This is a genomic window from Streptomyces sp. 1114.5, from assembly GCF_003635085.1.
Lineage (GTDB): Bacteria > Actinomycetota > Actinomycetes > Streptomycetales > Streptomycetaceae > Kitasatospora.
The window spans coordinates 32,134-51,973 of record NZ_RBXE01000004.1; the positions used below are offsets into that span (position 1 = coordinate 32,134).

Consider the following 19,840-nt stretch of genomic DNA (forward strand, 5'->3'; position numbering starts at 1 on the left):
TGACCGGCGGAGCCCGTGCGGGCTCGGAGGACCAGGGTTCAGATGGCGGCGGCACTGCTCCGGTGCCGGCCGCGCAGCGGGCACCGGAAGGACGGGGACACCAGGATCACCTCGTACCGCGACGCGGGAGAGGGAGCGGCAGCACGCTGCTTCGGCACGGCCGCTCGCCCCCTCTCTCGTCTCGTTCGTCGTCTCGTTCGCCGGTACGGTCGCCGGTACGGTCGCCGCGCACAGTGGGGCGCGGCTGCGTGGCGAGTCTAGGGACGACGGGCGCGGCGGGGCGAAGGGTTTTTCACGGTGTCCCGAACTGCAGGACCGGCCGCGACCAGCCGTCGTCGTCCACCCCGGCGTCGAGGGCAGCGGCCAGGGCCCGTTCCTCGTAGCCGAAGTGGGACTCCATGATGGCGGCCAGGCCGTCGAGTTCGCGTGCGATGGCCTCCCGGTCGGCATCGGGCGAACCGGCGGCGGACTGTTGGGTGAGGTCGCGCACGCGGGTGAGGATGGCGGAGATGAAGCCGTGGTCCTCGACGAGTTTCGCTATCGTCGGCGCCAAGTCCGGGCGCTCGCGCAGGAGTTGGGCGAACAGGCCGTCGTCCTCGCCCTGGTGGTGGTTGGTCAGGGCGGTGCAGAAGGCCAGGCAGTGGGTGAGGAGGTGGTCGTCGCCCGCGGGGCGGGGGCGGCCGAGGTTGGCGCGGACCTCGGCGAGGCGACGACGCAGTTCCCGGTGTGCAAGGGTGAGTTGAAGGCTGAGGGCGGCCGTACGGCCGTTGTCGGGGGAGGCCACGGGTGGCGGATCCCTTTCGGTCGGGCACCTCCATGCCTGACGCGGTCCGTCACCGGCACGCGATGCCGCCGCCATCGGATCACGTCGCCCGGCCTCGGGGGGCAAGCGCCCGTCCGGCACCCGAGAAGGCCCCGCAGGCGCGTCAGGCGCGTCAGGGGCATCAGGGGCGTCAGGGGCGGGATGCAAGGCGTCGGGCTGCGCGGCTTCGGGCCTGGCGCCGTCCGGCCGGGCGCCGCCGCGGCGCGGCAGGCCCAGGAGGATCCCGGTCGTCACCAGCGCCAGGCCCGCCCCCTGGCGCACTCCGAAGGCGTCCCCGTCCAGCACGGTGCCCAACAGCACCCCGGTCAGCGGGTTGAGCAGGCCGAGCAGGCCCACCGTCCCGGCCGGCAGTTGGCGCAGCCCGGCGAACCAGCAGGCGAAGGCGAGTGCGGTCGCGATCAGGGTGCTGTAGCCGAAGGCGAGCAGAGTGGAGGTGTCCATCGGCGGGGGTGCGCCCTCGACGGCAACGGCCGACGGCAGCAGCATCAGGCCCCCGGCGGTCAGCTGCCAGGAGGTGGCGGCGAGCGGATCGGCGCCCTCACGCCAGCGGGCGGCGAGCACGTAGCCGACGGAGGAGACCAGCATCGCGGCCGCTGATGCCGCCAGTCCGCCGAAGCCGACCGCACCGCCGGTGCCGAGCAGGGTGAGTGCCACCCCGGCCAGGCCCACCACCGCACCGACCAGGTGCGCGCGGTGCGGGCGCCGGCCGGCCAGGGCCCAAGCGGTGAGGAGCATCGCGAGCGGGGAGGCGGCCATGACGGTGGCGGCGGCACTGGTGGGCAGCAGCTGGGAGGCGAGGTAGAGCAGGACGAAGAAGACGGCGGTATTGAGCAGGCCGAGCAGTGCGCTGCGCCACCACCAGGGGCCGTGCGGGCGGCGGCGGGCCAGGGCGAGCAGCAGCAGACCGGCGGGCAGGGCGCGCAGGACCGCTCCCCACAGCGGGTGACCGGCGGGCAGGTAGGCGTGGGTCACGTAGTAGTTGGCGCCCCACGCAAGGGGGGCGAGGGCGGTCGGCAGCACCCACCGGGCATTGGCTTCCATGGAAGACAATATAACTTCCTCGGAAGCTATTGGGAGTACGATGGGCAGCATGGAACGCCCGGAGCAGCACCCCGACCACGTCGAGCAGATCCAGGCCGCGTGGCGGCGCGAACGCCCCGACCTCGACGTCTCCCCGCTGGCCGTCATCGGCCGCCTGCACCGCCTCGCCGCCCGCCTGACCGCCGAGCTCACCCTCGTCTACCAGCGGTACGGCCTCGGCGAGGGCGAGTTCGACGTGCTCGCCGCCCTGCGCCGCGCCGGCGCCCCCTACGAGCGCGCACCGGGCGAACTGGCCGCCCACACCATGGTCACCACCGGCGCGATGACCAAGCGGATCGACCGCCTGGAACGCGCCGGGCTGGTCGCCCGCCGCCCCGCCGAGGACGACCGGCGCGGGCGCGTGGTCGCCCTCACCGACGCCGGCCTGCGCCTGATCGACGAGGCCTTCACGGCCCACCTGCGCAACGAGCACCGCCTGCTCGGCCACCTCTCCCCCGAGGAGGCCGCCGCCCTGCAGCACCTGCTCACCGCCTGGCAGAGCCGCCTGGACGGCAGCACGGACACCGGCCGTAATGCTTGACCCCCACACCCGCACCGGACCCACCCCGCCGAACCGGCCCGGACCCCGGAGCGCCTACCGTGCCGGTATGCACACCGACGACACCCCGTGGGACGTCCTGCTGATCGGCGGCGCCTCGGGCCTGGGCAAGAGCCGTGCCGCCGCCCTCCTCGCCGCCCGGCACGGCGCGTTCACCGTGGAGTTCGACGACGTCGTCGCCGCCCTGCAGGCCGCCACCACCGCGGCCACCCACCCCGGCCTGCACCTCTTCGCCGCCGCTCAGGGCGCCCCGGGCGCCGCGGAGGAGACCATGAGCGCCGACCGCGTCCTGGCCCTGCAGATCGCCACCGCCCGCGCCCTGGACGACGCCCTGCTCGGCGTCGTGCGCAACCGCCTCACCGTGGACGTTCCCGCCATCGTCGAAGGCGACTACCTCACCCCGGCCGCCGCCGCCCGCGCCGGCGCCGAAGCCGCCGCCCGGGGCCGGCGGGTACGGGCCCTCTTCCTCCACGAGGACGACCCCGCACGCATCGCCGCCAACTACGCGGACCGCGAGCCCGGCCTCGGCCCGCAGCACGAACGCGCCGCCGTCAGCGCCCGTTACTCGCACTGGCTCGCCACCCAGGCCGCCGCCCACGCCCTGCCCGTGCTCGCCTGCCGCCCGTACGCCACCCTGCCCGAGCGCCTGGCCGCCGCCCTGACCTGAGGCGTGACGGGCTCAGCCCTCCCGCACCGGTCGGGGACCGTTCTCCCCTCCCGGGAGGAGGGCGCGCCGGACCGGGGTAACCCTGCGGCGGGAGTGACCGCCGGCCTGGGCGTCGCCGCGCAGTCCTACCGCGGCCGCACGGCCCCGCGCCGCTGAACTCGGGCCACTGAACTCAGGCCGCTGTACCCGGGCCCGGGCGCGCTCACTCCGACGCACCCCCGCTCCCGCCGTCATGGGCGGCCCGGGCGGCCAGCACCTGCGGCATGTGGGACTCCGCCCACGCCTTGATGGCCTGCATCAGCGGCAGCAAGCCCTGACCGAGCGCGGTGAGTTCGTAGTCGACTCGGGCCGGGACGGTGCCGGTGACGGTGCGGGTGAGCAGGCCGTCGCGCTCCAGTGCGCGCAGGGTCTGGGTGAGCATCTTCTCGCTCACCCCGGCCAGCCGCCGGCGCAGGTCGCTGTAGCGCTGTGGGCCGTCGGCGAGGGCGTTGACGACCAGGCTGGTCCACTTGTCGCCGATGCGGTCCAGGAGTTGGCGGGCCGGGCACTGGGCGAGGTAGGCGTCGTAGCCGGCGGCCTCGGTGGCGCGGCGCTGGGCGGCGGTCGTGGTGGGCACGGGCTCGCTCTCCTCTGCGTGCGGTACGCACCTTGAAGTGCGTGCTTCCTGATGGGGAGTAACTCTCCTTAGGTTGGGCCCTGTTCCCGGATCTGCTGTGTCGAGTCGACTGGAGTGTGCGTGATGCGTGCCGTGGTGGTGCGGGAGTTCGGCGGTCCCGAGGCGCTGGAGCTGGTCGAGATGGCGCTGCCGCGGCCGGGCCGCGGGCAGGTGCGGGTGCGGGTGGCGGCCGCCGGGGTCAACCCGGTGGACGCGGTCACCCGCGCCGGGACCCTGGCCGTGGCCGGGCTGATGGCGCCCCGGGCGGTGACGGGAATCGGCTGGGACGTGGCGGGCACGGTCGACGCCGTCGGGCCGGGGGTCACGGGTGTTGCGCCCGGGCAGCGGGTGGTGGGACTGCGCGACCGCCTGGACGTGGACCTGGGCACCTACGCCGACCACGTGGTCCTGGACGCCGACGTCCTCGCCCCCGCCCCCGCCGGCCTCTCCCTGGCGGCCGCCGCGACCCTGCCGCTCAACGGGCTCACCGCGCTGCAGGCCCTCGACCTGCTCGACCTGCCCGCCGGCTCCACCCTGATGGTCACCGGCGCGGCCGGCGGTGTCGGCGGCTTCGCGGTCGAACTGGCCACGCTGCGGGGCCTTCGGGTCGTCGCCCTCGCCGGAGAGGACGACGAACAGCTCGTCCGGTCCCTGGGCGCGCAGTGGTTCGTCCCCCGCGGAGTGGGCGATGTGGCAGCAGCCGTACGGGAGTTGGTCCCCGGCGGGGTCAACGGTGCGGTGGACGCGGCCCTGCTGGGCGTCCGGGCACTGGGCGCGGTGCGCGGCCGCGGGGCGTTCGTGGCGGTGGCGGGCGGCAGCGAACCGGTGGGGCTGCGCGGAATCCGGGTGGCCAACGTCTGGATCACCGCCGACGGACCCGCCCTGGGGCGTCTCGCGGCGCTCGCGGGCGACGGCCGGCTCACCCTGCGGGTGGCGGACACCCTCCCCCTGGAGCAGGCTGCGCAGGCGCACCGGCGCCTGGCCGACGGCGGGCTGCGCGGGCGCCTGGTGCTCACCCCCTGAGCCCAGCCGTCGCACCGGCCGTGGCGAAGGACGGGCAGGCGGCCTGTTCGCCCGCTTCGCCGAGCACAGGAGGAATTCCGGACCCGGGGAAGCAGCAGCCGCACTCGCCGGAGGGCCGCTCCCCCGATGAACGGCCTCTTGGCCAGTGTCCGGCTGTCCCGCCGTCCCCCCGGCTCGCGCGATGGTCAGTCGAGGCAGAACTCGTCCGGCTCGGGACTGTTGGGTGAATCCGGTGGCAGGGGCGGGCGGTGGGCGGGGAGACTGCGGGGATGGACACTCCCGTACCGGACCTGCGCGTCCGTGATGTCGTGCCCGGCTACCCGGGCATGCACCCGCTGGTCGCCGACCTGGTGCTGCCCGAGGGCGCGCCGATGTCCGTGATGAGCACGCTGGAGACCTCCCGCGAGCTCGTACGGCACTCCTACTACCGGTACGAGTTCGCGACGGTCGCCGTCACGCACGCCCTGTCCGCCCTGGAGCAGGTCCTCGCCGAGCGCCTGGGCGCCCGGGCCCCGCTGCGGGAGCTGATCACCCGGGCCGCCGGGGCAGGGCTCGTCTCGGTGTACCTGGCCGGGGAGTTGGAGCGCGCGCTGCTGCTGCGCGAGCGGCTCGCGACGGGCAGCGCGACCAGCGCCACCGTCAACCCGGTCAGGGCCGTCGACCTGCTGCGCGCCGTGTTCGACAGCGTCGCCCTGCTGCTGCCCGGGCCTGAGGCCGAGGCGCAGACGGAAGCCGGGGCGCAAGGGCCGCATGACCGGCTGGCGCGGCTGTGGGAGGAGCACCGCAGCGCCCCGTTCCCGGCGAGCTTTCGCGGCGTGGACATCGACGGCACCGACCTGGTCCTGCTGGACGCCGACGTCGCCGGCCTCGTGCGGCGGGAGCTGGACGGCGGACTCGACGGCGCGGGCGTCGCCGCCCTGTGGTCGCGCATCGCCGGCCTCGCCACGGTCGTGCCCGTGCTCGACGAGGCCTACTGCGCCGCCTACTTCACCCGGCTGCGCACGATGGCCGATCTCGCGGCGGGCCGCCACCTGCCCGACGCCACCTGACCCCGCACCCGCGCACTGGCCCACCCAGGCCGCCTGCCACCGACCCCCGGTCTGCCCTGGCGGGAGGCTACTGGTGGTCCAGGACGGGGACGGGGTCCGGGGCGGGGGCCGGCTTGGTGTGGAGGACGTCACGGGCCTGTTCGGCGGCGCGGACGATGCTTTCGCTGATGAAGTCGAGGAAGCGGGCGACGTTCTCCAGGCGGTGGGCGGCGGGGGTGTCGGCGCCCAGGACGGCGGCGCCCCGACGTGCGGTGGCGACGAGCTGGTCGTTGGCGCGGGCGCTGGCGATGGTCGCCTGGAAGAAGAGTTCGTCGTCGACGATGTAGCGGTCGCGGCGGCGTTCGTCGCGTTCGCGGCGCACCAGGCTCTGGCTCTCCAGGAACGCGATCGCCTTGGAGATGGAGGCCGGGCTGACCTGGAGGCGCTGGGCGAGCTGGGCGGCGGTCAGGCTGCCCGCGTCGGTGGTGAACAGACAGGTCAGCACCCGGGCCGTCATCTTGGACAGGCCCGAGCCCATGAGGACGGTGGTCAGCGACTCCTCGTACTCGGCCACGGCCTGGCCGTCGCGCCCGTGCGCCTGGTCGCCGGCCTGCGGTCCCCGGGCGGGGGCCGGCCTACGGCGGTGGGCGCGGCGTTCGGTGGCGCGGTGGGCCAGGTCGGCGCGGTAGGCGGTGGGGCCGCCGTTGCGCATCACCTCACGGGTGACGGTGGAGGTGGGGCGTTCCAGGCGGCGGGCGATCTCGGCGTAGGGGAGGTCGTCGGCCAGTCCCAGCGCAATCTGCCGGCGTTCCTGCTGGGTGAGCCTGCCTCCCGGCATCACGGTCTCCTCGGTAGGTCCTCGACGCTCCTGCGGTCCTTGATCCCCACCCTAGCGTTCATCTCGCATCCATTGCAATGAGTTCGACAGGTGACGTTGCGTTAGACCTCGCCTGTCGCAACGGTTTCTCGCAGCTGACCTGCCCGGACTCTGATGTGACGCAACGATATGGTTGTCAACCTTCTGAAAGCAACATAGCGTTTCCCATATCAGAAACAGACCGCTCCTCCGGTCAGCCGGCCCACTCCCTGCCGCTGCCCCGCGCCGGCGTACCCGCCCGGGCGAGCCACCCCACAGCGGGCCGCTCCACCGCCGTGTACGTCAGCGCCCCCGCCCCCAGTGTCACGGCGAAGGCCGCGAGGGTGAGCGCGGCCGCGGCCGGGGCGGCGAAGGTGCGCTCGCCCAACAGGAGAGGGCGGCCGTGGAAGAGGACGACGCCCTGGCACAGATAGAAGCCGAAGGAGACCTTGCCCAGCCACTGCCCCAACGGGTGCGCCGGGCACGGACGGTGGAGGTCCCGGTGAGCGGCGGCGCAGATGACCAGGGCCAGCGGCACGACCATCGGCAGCGTGAAGTCGAACGGCGAGGGCACCACCAGCGTGAGCGCGTACGCGGGCAGGAGCAGAAGGGCAGCCGGGGCCAGGCCAAGACGCGGCGCAACGCCCGCGGCGACAGCACGGGCCAGCAGCATCCCCAGGACGAACTCCGGCAGCCGGGCCGGCGGGAACAGATAGCCGAACCACAACTGGTCCAGCGAAACAGGAAGTTGGGGAATCCTCGGCCGCCCGGGCAACAGGACGGCATCGACCAGGGCCACCACCGCGGCCGTCAGCAGACACACGCCGGCAGCAGGCAGCACGCCCCGCTCGGGCAGACGGCGCAGCACCCGGTACAGCAGCGGGAAGAGCAGGTAGAACAGCAGCTCGCAGCAGAGCGACCAACTGGGCATGTTCATCCCAGAATTGACGTTCGCATCGGGCGAGTTCGCATGCACGAGCAGCAGATTCGGCAACCACACCCGCACCGGCCCGGCCCGAGCGAACAACAGGAGAGCCGCGACCCACAACACCAGATGCGTCGGATAGATCCGAGCCAGCCGCCGGCGCCAGAACACCCCGGGCGGCTCCGGGCCGCGCGCCGACCAGGTCAGCACGAAGCCGCTGAGAACGAAGAAGAAGGACACCCCGGCATAGCCGGCCTTGGACGTGACGCACGCGAGGACGGAAGCAGTGCGCGGGTCCGCGAAGAGGGTCAGGGGTGCCTGTGGGTACAGCGGATCGGTGGTGAGGAAGACGTGGAAGAGGAAGACGGCAAGGGCAGCGGCGAAGCGCAGCGCAGTGAGGGTGGGGAGCCGCCCCCCAGGCCGAGCCGTGTCACGGTGTGCACGCATGGCATGACTGTAGGTCACCGACCCGAAGGCGGAGGACCCTCGGACTGGCGGGCTACGGTCAGTGCGCAGCCAGCGCGTGGGGCAGGTCCGTGAGCGCGTGCAGGACACCGATGCCCTCCCCCACCACGGCGCCTCCCGCGCTGCGGTCGAGCCAGAAGGCGCGCAGGCCCGCGTCACGGGCACCGAGCGCGTCCAGGTCGTAGTTGTCCCCCACGTAGGCGACCTCGTGCGGGGCCAGGCCCAGCCGCTCGCAGCCCGCCCGGAAGATCCCGGGAGCGGGCTTGGCCTGGCCGAACTCGTCGGAGCAGACCAGCACCGCGTCCTCGAAATGACCCAGCAGCCCGACGGCGTCCAGCTTGCGGCGCTGGTGGCCGACCGAGGAGTTGGAGACGACACCCAGCCGGTAGACGGGGGCGAGCGCGGCCAGCACCGGTGCGGCATCGGGGAACGCAGCCCAGGCCGCATCCCGGTGCACCGCATAACCGGCGAACCAGGCTGCCGCCTGCCCGTCCGTCAGCTGCTCGGCGCCGCCCTCACCCAGATGGGCGAGGAACTGCCGGGTGCGCTCGCACTGCTGCCCCGCGAACGTCAACTCACCGGCCAGGAAACGCCCGTACTGCACCCGCATGATGCTGCGCCACACGTCGAGCGCCGCCGCCGGCGAGGCAAAACGCTCCAGCAGCCCCGACTCCCGCAGGTGCGCGAGGATGCCGGCCTCCTCCGACCCCGAATAGTCGAACAACGTGTCATCGACATCGAAGAGCACACCTCTGACCTGCACAGTCCGTCCTTCCCCTGCCGACTCGCCGCCCGGCTCACCCGGCCCGTCCGGGAACCGTACAGGTTCTACGCCCAACCGCCGGTGGCGGGGCGGCGGAGGAGGCCAGGAGCGCGTCGAGCAGGCCGGGGAAGCGGGTGTCGGGGTCGGTGCGGCGCATCCCGTCCGTACGGCCGACCCCGGCGCGCGGGTCGGCCGTACGGGCGGGGCGGTCAGCTTGCCAGGACCTCGCCGACCAGGGCGCGGGCCTCGTCCTGGACCCGGGCGAGGTGATCGGGGCCGTGGAAGGACTCGGCGTAGATCTTGTAGACGTCCTCGGTCCCGGACGGACGAGCGGCGAACCACGCACTGTCCGTGCAGACCTTGATGCCGCCGATCGCCGCGCCGTTGCCCGGAGCGTGGGACAGCACCGCGGTGATCTTCTCCCCGGCGAGTTCCCCGGCGCCGACCCGCTCGGGGGACAGCCGCGCCAGCCGGGCCTTCTGCTCGCGATCCGCCGGAGCGTCGACCCGGGCGTAGGCCGGATCGCCGTGGCGGTCCGTCAGTTCCCGGTAGCGGGCGTTGGGCGTCTCGCCCGTCACGGCCGTCATCTCCGATGCCAGCAGGGCGAGCAGGATGCCGTCCTTGTCCGTCGTCCACACCCCGCCGTCGCGGCGCAGGAACGACGCCCCCGCGCTCTCCTCCCCGCCGAAGCCGATCGAGCCCTCCAACAGGCCGTCGACGAACCACTTGAACCCCACCGGGACCTCCACCAAGGTGCGCCCCAGATCAGCCGCGACACGGTCCAGCATCGACGAGGACACCAGCGTCTTGCCCACCCCCGCGTCGGCCGGCCAGTCGGCCCGGTGCCGGAACAGGTAGTCCACCGCCACCGCCAGATAGTGGTTGGGGTTCATCAACCCGCCGTCCGGTGTCACGATGCCGTGCCGGTCGGCGTCCGCGTCGTTGCCCGTCGCGATCGCGAACCGGTCGCGACCACCGATCAGGGAGGCCATCGCGTACGGCGACGAACAGTCCATCCGGATCTTGCCGTCCCAGTCCAGGGTCATGAACCGCCACGTCGGATCGACCACCGGATTGACCACCGTCAGGTCCAGCCCGTGCACCTCCGCGATGCGCCCCCAGTACGCCACCGACGCCCCGCCCAGCGGATCCGCCCCGATCCGCAGCCCCGAGGCACGCACCGCCGCCACGTCCACCACCGACGGCAGATCCTCCACGTACGCACCCAGGAAGTCGTAGCGGCCCGTCGTCGCCGCGGCCGACGCCCGCGCGTACGGCACCCGCTTCACCCCCCGCAGGCCCTCGCGGATCAGCTCGTTCGCACGGTCCTGGATCCACCCCGTCGCCTGCGAACCCGCCGGCCCCCCACTCGGTGGGTTGTACTTCAGGCCGCCGTCCCGCGGCGGATTGTGCGAAGGCGTCACCAGGATCCCGTCCGCCAACGCCCGCGGACTGCGCCGGTTGTGGGCAAGGATCGCATGCGAAACGGCCGGCGTCGGCGTGTGTCCACCCCCCTCGTCCACCAGCACCTCGACGCCGTTGCCGGCCAACACCTCCAAGGCCGTCACCCGCGCCGGCTCCGACAACGCGTGGGTGTCCGCTCCCAGGAACAGCGGGCCGCCCACCCCCTGCCCCGCCCGGAACTCACAGATCGCCTGCGTCACCGCCGCGACGTGGTCCTCGTTGAACGACCCGTCCAGCGACGAACCCCGGTGCCCCGACGTCCCGAACACCACCTGCTGGCCCACCTCCAGCGGATCCGGACGCACCGCGTAGAAGGCCGTCACCAGCTCCGGCACATCCACCAGATCATCCAGCTCCACCGGCAATCCGGCCCGCGCATCCACCATTACCAGTCACTCCCACCGAAACCCCGACGACCCGACAACACACCGACACTACGCCGAACACACCCCCAACCCGCGGACCCGCGGAAATGTCACGGGCGGACGCGGCGGACCCGTCGAGCGGAGCAGTGCCGAGACCTCAAGTCACGCACACCACGCGGATTTTGACCACAAGGCGGAAGAGGCGCGGGCGGCAACGGCGGCGATGAGCCGAGCGGGCGGGACGGCAACCGGAAAACGGGACGGCTACGGTACGACAATCCCTCTTTGACGACTGATCGGAGAACCTCTGATATGTCCAGGCCAGCACCGTCACGCCGCACCCTCCTCAGCGCCGCCGGGGTCGCCGCCCTCGGGGCCGCCGCCACCGTCACCGGCTGGGACACCGCCGCCCGCGCCTGGGCCGCCGAGCCCGGCGCCGACATCGTCCGACTGCCGCCGCTGGACGGCACGGTGACGCTCCAGGGGGCCGTACCGGAGCGGTTCCGCGGCGACTTCGGGCACCTGGTGAGCGCCGCGCCCAGGGCGGTGCTGCGGCCCGGCTCGGTGCGCGACGTTCAGCAGGTGGTGGCCTTCGCCCGCCGCCACCGCATCCCGGTGGCCGTCAACGGGCAGAGCGGGGACCTGGCGCAGGTCGGCGAGGCCGGGCTGGAGTCGCACTCCAGCTACGGCCAGGCCAACCCGCGCGGCGGCATCGCGATCGACGCCCGCGGCCTGTCCGAGATCGTCTCCGTACGCCCCGGGCGCGCCGTGGTCGAGGCCGGCGTGACCTGGGCACAGGTGGTCGACGCAGGACTGGCCGCGGGCTGGGTACCGCCGTGCCTGACCGACTACCTGCACCTGTCGGTCGGCGGCACGCTCAGCGTGGGCGGGATCGGCGGCGGCGTGCAGCGCCACGGCCTGCAGACCGATCAGGTCCTGGAACTGGACGTGGTCACCGGCGCCGGCGAACTGGTGACGGCCTCCCCCACCCGCAACCGGGACCTCTTCGAGGCCGTCCTGGCCGGCGGCGGACAGGCCGGCATCATCGTTCGCGCCACCCTCGCCCTGGTCCCGGTCCGCGAACGCGCCCACGTGTTCTCCCTGTACTACGACGACCTGGACACCTACCTCACCGACCAGGAGAAGGTCATGGCCGACGGCCGCTTCGACCTGCAGGTCGGCGACGTGGAGCGCAGCACGGACGGGACGCGGTGGCGCTACAAGGCGGAGCTGGTGGCGTTCGCCGACGCAGGGCAGACGGTGGACCGCGAGGCACTGCTGGCAGGGCTGCGCCCGGCGGCCGACGGGGTGTCGGTGGTGGAGCAGAGCCGGCGCGAGTACGCCTTCCGGGTCGACGCCTTCGCCGGATACCTGCGCGCCACGGGCTTCTGGGGGCTGCCGAAGCCGTGGCTGAGCGTGTTCCTGCCCGCGTCGACCGCGCGGGTGTTCATGGCGGAGGCAGCCGAGGTGCTGACGGCCCAGGATCTGGGCGCGGGGCTGCTGCTGTTCTACCCGTACCGGCGGGAGCAGGTGAGGACACCGCTCGCGGTGCTCCCGGACTCCGACATCGGCTGGCACTTCGACCTGCTCGCCTTCCCCGGCCCCGGCGCCGACACGGCGGCGATGCTGGAACGCAACCGGCGGCTCTACGACCGGGCCGTCCGGCTCGGCGGCAAGCGCTACCTGATCGGAGCGGTCCCGGGGATGACCGGCACCGACTGGCAGCGCCACTACGGCGGGCTGTGGGAACGGGTGGTGCGGGCCAAGCACCGCTACGACCCCGCCGGGATCCTCACCCCCGGCCAGGGCATCCACACCCCCTGACCGGCCGCCGCGCACCCCGGGACGCCCGCGAGCGGCAGACGGCGGGCGGCCCGGGGTGCGCGGGTTCGGCGCCGCGCGCGGGCGGCGGGCGTCGAGAGAGGGCGGAAGCGGTCACGGCGGCGGCAGCAGGCGCGGCGGCGGGGTTCAGTGGGGGGATGTCCAGGTGGGGAGCCAGGTGTCGGGGGTGCTGGAGGTGGTGGGCACCGTGGTGGTCGCGGCGAGGTGGGTGCGGAGGGCGGGCAGGGCCGGGTGGGGGTTGTCGCGGTGCCAGAGGAGGGAGTGCGGGTAGACGGGGGTGGGGTCGGTGATCGGGATGCGGCGCAGGCCGTGGTCGGCCGGCCAGATGAGGCGGGTGTGCTCGCCCATGAAGGTGGCCAGGGCCGGGGTGTCGGCGATGGTGTCGAGGAGTGCGTCGGAGCCGAAGTTGGGGCCGGTGGCCTCGATGGTGAGGCCGAACTCGGCGACGAGGTCGTCGTAGTAGGCGCCCCACTCGGTGCCGGGGACGATGCCGGGCATCCAGATCCGGTGCCCGACCAGTTCGGCGAGGCTCACCCGGCGGGCGCCCGCCAGCACGTGGGCGGGGCCGGTGAGCAGCTGGAGCGGCTCGTCCAGGACCCGCACGGAGGCGATGTCCTCGGGCAGGGGCCGCCCGGGTGCGCCCACCGCGCGGAAGGACGCGTCGATCGCACCGGAGCGGATCGCCGCCAGGGCCGTCTCGATCTCGACCAGCATCAGTACGTCGAGGTCGACGCCCGGGTTCGCACGGTGGAAGTCGCGCATCAGGCCGGCCGCCGCGCCGCGCGAGGCGATCACGTCCACGCGCAGCGGGCGGCTGCCCGGGCGCACCGAGGCGAGCGCGCGTTCGGCGGCGCGCAGCAGTTCGCGGGCGTGGGGCAGGAACGCCCGCCCGTCGATGGTGAGTTCGGCGCCGCGGGGCGCGCGGGTGAACAGCCGTACGCCGAGGTCGCGTTCCAGGGCGGCGATGCGTTTGGAGACGGCCTGCTGGGTGAGCGACAGGTCGGTGGCGGCCTTCTGGAACTGGCCGGCGTCGACGACCGCGGCGAAGGTGCGTACGGCTTCGAGGTCCATGCCGATCCACCTTAGGGAACAACGAATGGTTGTGCAGATCGGGGAGCTCGGTTGTTTGACCGGCCGTTGTGCTGCTCGGTTAGCTCTCTCCGGTCAACCTCGGTTTGTTCGGACGGGAGTGTGGGGGCAGCATGACGGGCGAGGCGAAACCGGGCGAGCCGGCGTCGGGCCGGGCGGCGCTGGGACGGGAGTTCGGCTGGCTGTGGGCGGCGTACGCGGTGAGCGCGTACGGATCCGGGCTGGGCTTCGGGGCGCTGCCGCTGATCGCCGTGCTGGCACTGCACGCGGGCCCGGGCGAGGTGTCCGCGCTGTCCGCGGTGGGGCCGGCGGTGGGTGCGCTGGTCGCGCTGCCGCTCGCGCCGTGGATGGAGTCGCGGCGCAAGCGCCCCGTCATGATCGCGATGGACCTGGTCCGGTCCGCCGCCCTGGCCACGATCCCGGTCGCCTACGCGCTCGGCCTGCTCGGCTTCGTCCAGCTGCTCGTGGTCTCCGCCGTCGTCGCCGCGGCCAAGATCGCCTTCGGTGCGGCCACCGGCGCCTACCTCAAGGCCCTCGTACGGCCGCAGGACCTGCTCGTGGCCAACGCCCGCTTCGAGTCCACGAACTGGAGCTCCATCGCGATCGGGCCACCGCTGGGCGGGGCGGCCGTCGGCCTGTTCGGACCGGTCGCCACCGTGGTGGCCGACGCGCTCAGCTACCTGCTCTCCGCGCTGGGCATCACCGCGATCCGCCGCCGCGAGGAAGCACCCCGCACGGAGGACGGGAGCACGAACACGAACGGGGGCAGGGGCCCGGTGCCGGCGGGCGCGCTGCTGGAGGGCTGGCGCCACATCCTGGGCGACCGCACCCTGCGGGCGCTCTACCTCAACAACATGCTCGTCTCCGGCCTGATCATGGCCACCGAACCGCTGTTGGCCGTCCTCCTGCTCGGCCGACTCGGCTTCCCCGCCTGGCAGTACGCCCTGGCCTTCGCCCTCCCCTGCCTCGGCGGCCTGCTCGGCTCCCGGCTGGCCCCGCGCGTGGTGGCCCGGCACGGTCGGACCCGGGTGCTGCGCACCGCCGGCACCCTGCGCGCCGTCTGGCTGATCGGCCTGGCCTTCGTACGTCCCGGCATCGTCGGCCTGCTCACCGTGATGGCCGTCGAACTGGCGATCATCGTCCACATGAGCCTGTACACCCCGGTCCTCGCCGCCTACCGGCTCGAACAGACCCCCCAGCACCTCGTCAGCCGCACCCTGACCGCCTGGTCGATCGGCCAGCAGACGGCCATCGCCACCCTCACCGCACTCGGCGGACTGCTCGCCGACGCCACCAGCCCACGCACCGCCCTCGCGGCCGCAGGACTGCTCATCCTCACCACTCCCCTCCTGCTCCCCCGGCCCACCCGGACCGCCCGGACCGCCCGGCCCGAACCACGACCCGCCCGCACGCCCTCCTGAAACCCGCCCTGCCCCCGCCCGGCCACCGGCACGGAGACCACCCCATGAACGCCACTTCTGCCCTCGCCCCCGCCCGTACCGCGCTCCTCGTCCTGGACTGCCAGCCCGCGGTGCTGGCCGCCCTGCCCGATGACACCCGGCGCGACGCCCTCCTCGATCGCGTCGAAACAGCCCTCGCCCACGCCCGCACGGCCGGCGCCACCGTCGTGTTCGTCCGCACCGCCTTCACCGAGGCCGACTGGGACGCCGTCCCCGGGGCCAACGCCACCTTCGCCGCAGTGGCCCACCACCGCGCCCTGCACCACCAGGACCCCGCTGCCGCCCTCCACCCCCGCCTGGTCCCCCGCGGCGGCGACCTCCTGATCCGCAAGACCCGCCACAGCGCCCTGTCCGGCACCGGCCTCGACCGACGACTGCGCGAACACGGCATCACCGCCCTGGTCGTCTGCGGCCTCAGCACCAGCGGCGCCGTCCTGTCCACCGTCACCGACGCCGCCGACCGCGACTACCGCCTCCACCTCCTGTCCGACGCCATCGCGGACCCGAACCCCCACGCCCACGACCCCCTGCTGCACACCGCCCTGCCCGCACGGGCGCACCTCCTCCACAGCACCGCCCTGCCGACTCTCCTCCCGGGGACGGGCCCGGCCACGCCCTGACTCCCGCCACGATCTGACTCCCGCCACGAACCGGCCCGTACCGCCCGGGCACGCGAGCCGGGGCGTGCAACCGCCCGCCGGGCGCCCTCTGCCGGGCCGAGCCCGCCCCGGGTGACCGGCACGTGTCCGGCGGGCGTGTTGCGGAGGTGTTGCGGTGGACGCGACAGGCACGCCCGGCGTAGTAGCGTCGGAGCGTGAAGTCACGCACACCGCGCGGCTTTTGACCACACGGCAGACGGGGGTCGACGTTGGGAAGGGGTGGTGGGTGTGGGACGGGCGCGCGTGGCAGCACGGGTGATCGTGCACCCTGGCGTGGAGGACGTGAACGTCCAACAGGTACTGGAGGCACTGGCCGACCCGGCCCGCAGGTCGGTGGTGCGCACGCTCGCCCACTCGGGCGCTGACCTCAGCTGCGGCTCCTTCGACCTGCCGGTCGGACGCTCGACCTCCAGCCACCACTTCACCGTGCTCCGGGAAGCCGGCCTGCTGCGCCAGTACTACGTCGGCACCACCAAGATGAACGCCCTGCGCACCGAGGAACTCGAAGACCGCTTCCCCGGACTGCTCACGGCGGTGGTGGCCGCCGCGGACGCCGAAGCCCGCCAACTCCCCGGCCGGGCCTGACACATCACCGGCCGCACGGAGGGACCAGGCCGGGGGCGGGCGCGGGCCGGGGACGTAGGCTGTCGGTCCATGATCGGTAACGACGACGGCAGCATCGGCAGCGGCGGCACCAGTACCGAGGGCGGCGACTCCGGGGAGGGGTGGGCCGCCACCCGGCGGTGGGCCGAGGGGGCGCTCGCGCCCGGCGAGCGGATAGCGCGGGTGACGGCGCTCAAGGGCGGGTGGACCTCGCGGATGCGCCGTCTGGACATCGAAGGCCCCGGCAGCGCACCCCCGTACGCGCTGGTGCTGCGCTCCTTCGTCATGCCCTTCTACCGCCGCCACGCCCCTGCCATGCTGGCCCGCGAGGCCGACGTGCTGCGCCTGCTGGAGCACGTCGGGATCCCGGCCGCACGGCCGGTCGCCCTCGACGCGCAGGCGGCCCACTGCGACCACCCGTCGCTGATGATGACCCACCTGCCCGGCAGTGTGCGCCTGGTGCAGGACGAGGACGTCACCCGGCGCGCGCAGCTGCTCGCCGCCCAGCTGGCCGCCATCCACGCGCTGGAGGTCGGCGAGGACCGGCGCCCCCGCACCTGGCAGGCGTGGACCGCCCCCGACCTGGTCCGCATCCCCGCCGACACCAGCCGCCCCGACCTGTGGGCCCGGGCGGTGGACGCGATCCGCCGCGAACCACCCGCGCACCGCCCGCACTTCCTGCACCGCGACTTCCACCCCGGCAACGTCCTGTTCACCGGCAGCGGCGCCACCCTGGCCGTCAGCGGCGTCGTGGACTGGGTCGAAACCTCCTGGGGCCCGCGCGACCTCGACGTCGCCCACTGCTCCACCACCCTGGCCCTGCTCCACGGCCCCGCCGCCGGCCTGGCCTTCGCCGACCACTACCGCGCCACCGGCGCCCCGCTCGGCGACGACCGCGACCACCTGTACTGGCGACTGCTCGACGCCCTCGCCTTCGCCCCCGACGCGGAGAAGGTCGCCACCCCCTGGCGCGAACTGGGCCGCGCCGACCTCACCCCCGCCCTCCTCACCGCCCGCCTGGAGGACTACCTCCAGGCCCTCCTCGACCGCCACTCCTGAGGCGGGTGCCCTCCCCCGCGGCGGGGGCGACACGCCGGAGGTTCACTCGCACGAGTGATTGTGACGCTGCGCGCACTAACGGACACTCAACGTATACGGAGGGCTTGAAGGGCCCTTCCGGCGCGAGGGGAGCCGTCATGTCCGCAGCCGAACTTTCCGCCTCCGAGGTGCCGCAGATCGCGAGCAGCTCGCAGTCCACCGACCAGCACCAGGGCCTCGCGATCGGCGGCAACGTCGGCGCCGTGTGGCGGGGGTGGTGGACGTGGACCCCCGGCAACGGGACGTTCAACCTCCAGATCCCGTGGAACGTCATCGGGATCGACTCGACGGTCGTCATCACGGCCTCGGAGATCGACGCCAACGGGAACCGGTTCGTCGGTGCGGCGGCCTTCCAGGTGTCGAGCATCGCCCCCGGCAACGGCGTGGTGACGTTCAAGATCAACATCGGCTGGGGCAGCCCGCTGCCGATGCGCACCGACGTCGCGGTCTTCAACTGACCACCGACCGCCGCACACCCCGGCCGCACCGGCCGGGGACCGCACCGCTCCGGTGACGACCGGTAGCACGGCGGCCCGCTCCCGTGGTGTGGGGGCGGGCCGTTGTGGTGTCGGTGCGGGGTGGGTCAGTTGAGGGCGGCGAGGGCGGCCTGGTAGTCGGGCTCGTCGGCGATCTCGGGGACGAGTTCGGTGTGCAGGACGGTGTCGTTCTCGTCGAGGACGATGACGGCGCGGGCGGTGAGGCCGGCGAGGGGGCCGTCGTTGATGGCGACGCCGTAGGTGTCGTGGAAGTCGCGCCCGCGCAGGGTGGAGAGGGTCTTGACGTTGTCCAGGCCCTCGGCGCCGCAGAAGCGGGCCTGGGCGAAGGGCAGGTCGGCGGAGATGCACAGCACGACGGTGTTCTCCAGGGCGGCGGCCTGGGTGTTGAAGGTGCGCACGGAGGTGGCGCAGGTGGGGGTGTCGATGCTGGGGAAGATGTTGAGGACCTTGCGCTGTCCGGCGAAGTCCTTGAGCGAGGTGTCCGCGAGTCCGGCGCCGACCAGCGTGAACGCGGGGGCCTGGGCGCCGGCGGCGGGCAGCGCGCCGCCGACCTGGACCGGGTTCCCCTTCAGCGTGACCTGAGCCATGAAAAGCCTCCTACCGGCGGTGTACGGGAATGCAACGCCGCCGATCCTACTGCCCGGCCCCGCCACCCCCACCGGGTGACCACCGACCGGACACCCACCCCCCTGCCCACCGGCGCCCACGGCCCCTCGGATCAGGAGGGCAGTGGGCCGTCGGGGGCGAGGGCGAGGCGGGTGAAGCGGTCGGCGATGAGGCGGTGGGCCTCCGGGGAGGGGTGGACGCCGTCGGGGAGCGGGTGGGTGTGGTGGTCGGGCTCGCCGTAGAGGGCGAGGCCGTCCAGGTGGTGCAGGGCGTGGTCGCCGTCGGCACGGCGGTCGGCGACGATACGGGCCAGCTCCTCGCGGATCAGGGTGAGGGTGAGGCGGCCGGCCGCGCGGTCGGCCGGGTCGCCGGTGGCCCGGAAGCGGAGCGTGCCGTCGCTGAAGTCGGGGGCGAGCGGGCCGGGAGTGTCCTCCTGGATGGGGCAGAGCAGCGGGGAGACGACGAGCAGCGGTGTGGTCGGATGGCCGTCGCGGATGGTGTCCAGGAAGCCGTGGACGGCGGGGGTGAAGGCCCGCAGCCGCATCACGTCGGCATTGACGAGGTTGATGCCGAGCTTGAGGCTGATCAGGTCGGCGGGGGTGTCGCGGATCGTCCGCGCGGTGAAGGGGTCGAGCAGGGCGCTGCCGCCGAAGCCCAGGTTGACCAGGTCGAGTCCCGCGCCGAGTGCCACCAGGGCGGGCCACGTGCCGGTCGGGTGGGCGGCGTTGGAGCCGTGGCTGATCGAACTGCCGTGGTGCACCCAGCGTTTGCGCGGGCCGGCCGCTCCGGGCGGGGCAGCGTGCAGCGGCAGGGCGTACAGCGGGGCGTCGGTGCCGAGGGCGATCAGTTCGGTCGTCTCGGTGTGCGGGAGCCAGATCTCGACGGTCTTGTCCCGGTCCGGCAGACCGGTGAACTCCGCGTTGCCCGCGGGCCCTTCGGCCAGCTCGAAGCGGCCGGTGGCCAGGTCGACGGTGCGCAGGTTGCCGCCGGCGACGGTGGCCTGTGCGGTGAGCACGCCGTCCACGAGGAGGTCGTAGACCCCGTCGGGCACGTTCGGGACGCCGGGGTAGGCGCGTTTGGTGGGGACGGTGTGCAGGGTGATCGCGGTGGCGCGGGTGCGGAAGGCCAGGCGGACGCCGGAGGGCTGGGATTCGGCCATCGCGAGCTGGTCGTCTGGGATCCGGCGGCGGGCGCGGGCCGGGAGACGGTGCGGCAGCAGGCCGCGGCGGGTGTGCTCGACGTCGAGGTGGCCGTGCAGGAGGTCTTCGGTGACGGGGGTGGTGATCGTGGTCATGGCGCTTCTTCGGGTCGTC

19 protein-coding genes are annotated in these 19,840 nt (G+C 73.6%); 10 read left to right on the forward strand and 9 right to left on the reverse strand.

Going from position 1 to position 19,840, the window contains the following annotated elements; genetic code table 11:
* Nucleotides 1-292: 292 nt before the first annotated feature.
* Nucleotides 293-1,864 carry an EamA family transporter gene (locus tag BX285_RS39415; RefSeq protein ID WP_121179603.1) on the reverse strand — a complete coding sequence of 524 codons (1,572 nt, stop codon included), beginning with the start codon at nt 1,862-1,864 and terminating at the stop codon, nt 293-295.
* A 40-nt stretch (nt 1,865-1,904) separates the two neighbouring features.
* On the opposite strand from BX285_RS39415, the gene BX285_RS35255 reads away from it, so the two are divergent.
* Both BX285_RS35255 and BX285_RS35260 read left to right on the forward strand, forming a co-directional pair.
* Nucleotides 1,905-2,444, forward strand: a complete 540-nt coding sequence (locus tag BX285_RS35255) for a MarR family winged helix-turn-helix transcriptional regulator (RefSeq protein WP_121179604.1) — start codon at nt 1,905-1,907, stop codon at nt 2,442-2,444.
* A gap of 67 nt (nt 2,445-2,511) precedes the next feature.
* A complete protein-coding gene (locus BX285_RS35260; RefSeq protein WP_121179605.1) occupies nt 2,512-3,129 on the forward strand; it encodes an AAA family ATPase in 618 nt (205 codons plus the stop codon).
* A gap of 202 nt (nt 3,130-3,331) precedes the next feature.
* Here the strand turns inward: BX285_RS35260 and BX285_RS35265 are convergent, their stop codons facing one another.
* Nucleotides 3,332-3,745, reverse strand: coding sequence for a helix-turn-helix domain-containing protein (locus BX285_RS35265; RefSeq protein ID WP_121179606.1), 414 nt, complete (start codon nt 3,743-3,745; stop codon nt 3,332-3,334).
* 123 nt (nt 3,746-3,868) lie between these two features.
* On the opposite strand from BX285_RS35265, the gene BX285_RS35270 reads away from it, so the two are divergent.
* Nucleotides 3,869-4,807, forward strand: coding sequence for an NADP-dependent oxidoreductase (locus tag BX285_RS35270; RefSeq protein WP_121179607.1), 939 nt, complete (start codon nt 3,869-3,871; stop codon nt 4,805-4,807).
* Nucleotides 4,808-5,076: 269 nt separating this feature from the next.
* Nucleotides 5,077-5,856: a hypothetical protein gene (locus tag BX285_RS35275; protein WP_121179608.1), complete on the forward strand. Its 780-nt coding sequence runs from the start codon at nt 5,077-5,079 to the stop codon at nt 5,854-5,856.
* 67 nt (nt 5,857-5,923) lie between these two features.
* Here the strand turns inward: BX285_RS35275 and BX285_RS35280 are convergent, their stop codons facing one another.
* The 4 genes from BX285_RS35280 to pgm all read right to left on the reverse strand — a co-directional run bounded on the left by BX285_RS35280 (nt 5,924) and on the right by pgm (nt 10,694).
* Complete coding sequence (locus BX285_RS35280) at nt 5,924-6,673, reverse strand: helix-turn-helix domain-containing protein (protein ID WP_121179609.1); 750 nt, start codon at nt 6,671-6,673, stop codon at nt 5,924-5,926.
* A gap of 232 nt (nt 6,674-6,905) precedes the next feature.
* Nucleotides 6,906-8,063, reverse strand: coding sequence for an acyltransferase (locus BX285_RS35285; RefSeq protein WP_147465299.1), 1,158 nt, complete (start codon nt 8,061-8,063; stop codon nt 6,906-6,908).
* A gap of 58 nt (nt 8,064-8,121) precedes the next feature.
* A complete protein-coding gene (locus BX285_RS35290) occupies nt 8,122-8,844 on the reverse strand; it encodes an HAD family hydrolase (RefSeq protein ID WP_121179611.1) in 723 nt (240 codons plus the stop codon).
* Nucleotides 8,845-9,053: 209 nt separating this feature from the next.
* A complete protein-coding gene (pgm, locus tag BX285_RS35295) occupies nt 9,054-10,694 on the reverse strand; it encodes a phosphoglucomutase (alpha-D-glucose-1,6-bisphosphate-dependent) (RefSeq protein ID WP_121179612.1) in 1,641 nt (546 codons plus the stop codon).
* A 291-nt stretch (nt 10,695-10,985) separates the two neighbouring features.
* Between pgm and BX285_RS35300 the strand changes: the two genes are divergently transcribed.
* Nucleotides 10,986-12,497, forward strand: coding sequence for an FAD-binding protein (locus BX285_RS35300; protein ID WP_121179613.1), 1,512 nt, complete (start codon nt 10,986-10,988; stop codon nt 12,495-12,497).
* 144 nt (nt 12,498-12,641) lie between these two features.
* Here BX285_RS35300 and BX285_RS35305 read toward each other — a convergent pair whose 3' ends face one another.
* Entirely contained in the window at nt 12,642-13,586 is a 945-nt protein-coding gene (locus BX285_RS35305) for a LysR family transcriptional regulator (protein ID WP_121179614.1), read from the reverse strand.
* 131 nt (nt 13,587-13,717) lie between these two features.
* Here BX285_RS35305 and BX285_RS35310 point away from each other — a divergent pair, with 131 nt between their 5' ends.
* The 5 genes from BX285_RS35310 (at nt 13,718) to BX285_RS35330 (ending at nt 17,882) form a co-directional block, all read left to right on the forward strand.
* A complete protein-coding gene (locus BX285_RS35310) occupies nt 13,718-15,025 on the forward strand; it encodes an MFS transporter (RefSeq protein ID WP_121179615.1) in 1,308 nt (435 codons plus the stop codon).
* Nucleotides 15,026-15,069: 44 nt separating this feature from the next.
* Nucleotides 15,070-15,684 carry a cysteine hydrolase family protein gene (locus BX285_RS35315; protein WP_121179616.1) on the forward strand — a complete coding sequence of 205 codons (615 nt, stop codon included), beginning with the start codon at nt 15,070-15,072 and terminating at the stop codon, nt 15,682-15,684.
* 282 nt (nt 15,685-15,966) lie between these two features.
* A complete protein-coding gene (locus BX285_RS35320) occupies nt 15,967-16,308 on the forward strand; it encodes a helix-turn-helix transcriptional regulator (protein ID WP_257032208.1) in 342 nt (113 codons plus the stop codon).
* Nucleotides 16,309-16,377: 69 nt separating this feature from the next.
* The gene (locus BX285_RS35325) at nt 16,378-17,385 is read left to right on the forward strand and encodes a phosphotransferase family protein (RefSeq protein ID WP_121179617.1); all 1,008 of its coding nucleotides are present in this window, start codon (nt 16,378-16,380) and stop codon (nt 17,383-17,385) included.
* Between the two features lie 137 nt (nt 17,386-17,522).
* On the forward strand, nt 17,523-17,882 hold the full coding sequence (locus tag BX285_RS35330; protein WP_097234558.1) for a hypothetical protein: 360 nt from the start codon (nt 17,523-17,525) through the stop codon (nt 17,880-17,882).
* Nucleotides 17,883-18,007: 125 nt separating this feature from the next.
* On the opposite strand, the gene tpx is transcribed toward BX285_RS35330, so the two are convergent.
* Entirely contained in the window at nt 18,008-18,508 is a 501-nt protein-coding gene (tpx, locus tag BX285_RS35335) for a thiol peroxidase (RefSeq protein ID WP_097234559.1), read from the reverse strand.
* A 131-nt stretch (nt 18,509-18,639) separates the two neighbouring features.
* Entirely contained in the window at nt 18,640-19,821 is a 1,182-nt protein-coding gene (locus BX285_RS35340) for an SGNH/GDSL hydrolase family protein (protein ID WP_121179618.1), read from the reverse strand.
* Nucleotides 19,822-19,840: the final 19 nt, after the last annotated feature.

Coding starts and splice junctions, on each gene's coding strand:
- BX285_RS35270 (WP_121179607.1), top strand. CDS start 3,869: ATGCGTGCCGTGGTGGTGCGGGAGTTCGGCGGTCCCGAGGCGCTGGAG.
- BX285_RS35305 (WP_121179614.1), bottom strand. CDS start 13,586: ATGGACCTCGAAGCCGTACGCACCTTCGCCGCGGTCGTCGACGCCGGC.
- BX285_RS35310 (WP_121179615.1), top strand. CDS start 13,718: ATGACGGGCGAGGCGAAACCGGGCGAGCCGGCGTCGGGCCGGGCGGCG.
- BX285_RS35340 (WP_121179618.1), bottom strand. CDS start 19,821: ATGACCACGATCACCACCCCCGTCACCGAAGACCTCCTGCACGGCCAC.
- pgm (WP_121179612.1), bottom strand. CDS start 10,694: ATGGTGGATGCGCGGGCCGGATTGCCGGTGGAGCTGGATGATCTGGTG.
- BX285_RS39415 (WP_121179603.1), bottom strand. CDS start 1,864: ATGGAAGCCAATGCCCGGTGGGTGCTGCCGACCGCCCTCGCCCCCCTT.
- BX285_RS35255 (WP_121179604.1), top strand. CDS start 1,905: ATGGGCAGCATGGAACGCCCGGAGCAGCACCCCGACCACGTCGAGCAG.
- BX285_RS35325 (WP_121179617.1), top strand. CDS start 16,378: ATGATCGGTAACGACGACGGCAGCATCGGCAGCGGCGGCACCAGTACC.
- BX285_RS35260 (WP_121179605.1), top strand. CDS start 2,512: ATGCACACCGACGACACCCCGTGGGACGTCCTGCTGATCGGCGGCGCC.
- BX285_RS35300 (WP_121179613.1), top strand. CDS start 10,986: ATGTCCAGGCCAGCACCGTCACGCCGCACCCTCCTCAGCGCCGCCGGG.
- BX285_RS35315 (WP_121179616.1), top strand. CDS start 15,070: ATGAACGCCACTTCTGCCCTCGCCCCCGCCCGTACCGCGCTCCTCGTC.
- BX285_RS35275 (WP_121179608.1), top strand. CDS start 5,077: ATGGACACTCCCGTACCGGACCTGCGCGTCCGTGATGTCGTGCCCGGC.
- BX285_RS35330 (WP_097234558.1), top strand. CDS start 17,523: ATGTCCGCAGCCGAACTTTCCGCCTCCGAGGTGCCGCAGATCGCGAGC.
- BX285_RS35280 (WP_121179609.1), bottom strand. CDS start 6,673: ATGCCGGGAGGCAGGCTCACCCAGCAGGAACGCCGGCAGATTGCGCTG.
- BX285_RS35285 (WP_147465299.1), bottom strand. CDS start 8,063: ATGCGTGCACACCGTGACACGGCTCGGCCTGGGGGGCGGCTCCCCACC.
- tpx (WP_097234559.1), bottom strand. CDS start 18,508: ATGGCTCAGGTCACGCTGAAGGGGAACCCGGTCCAGGTCGGCGGCGCG.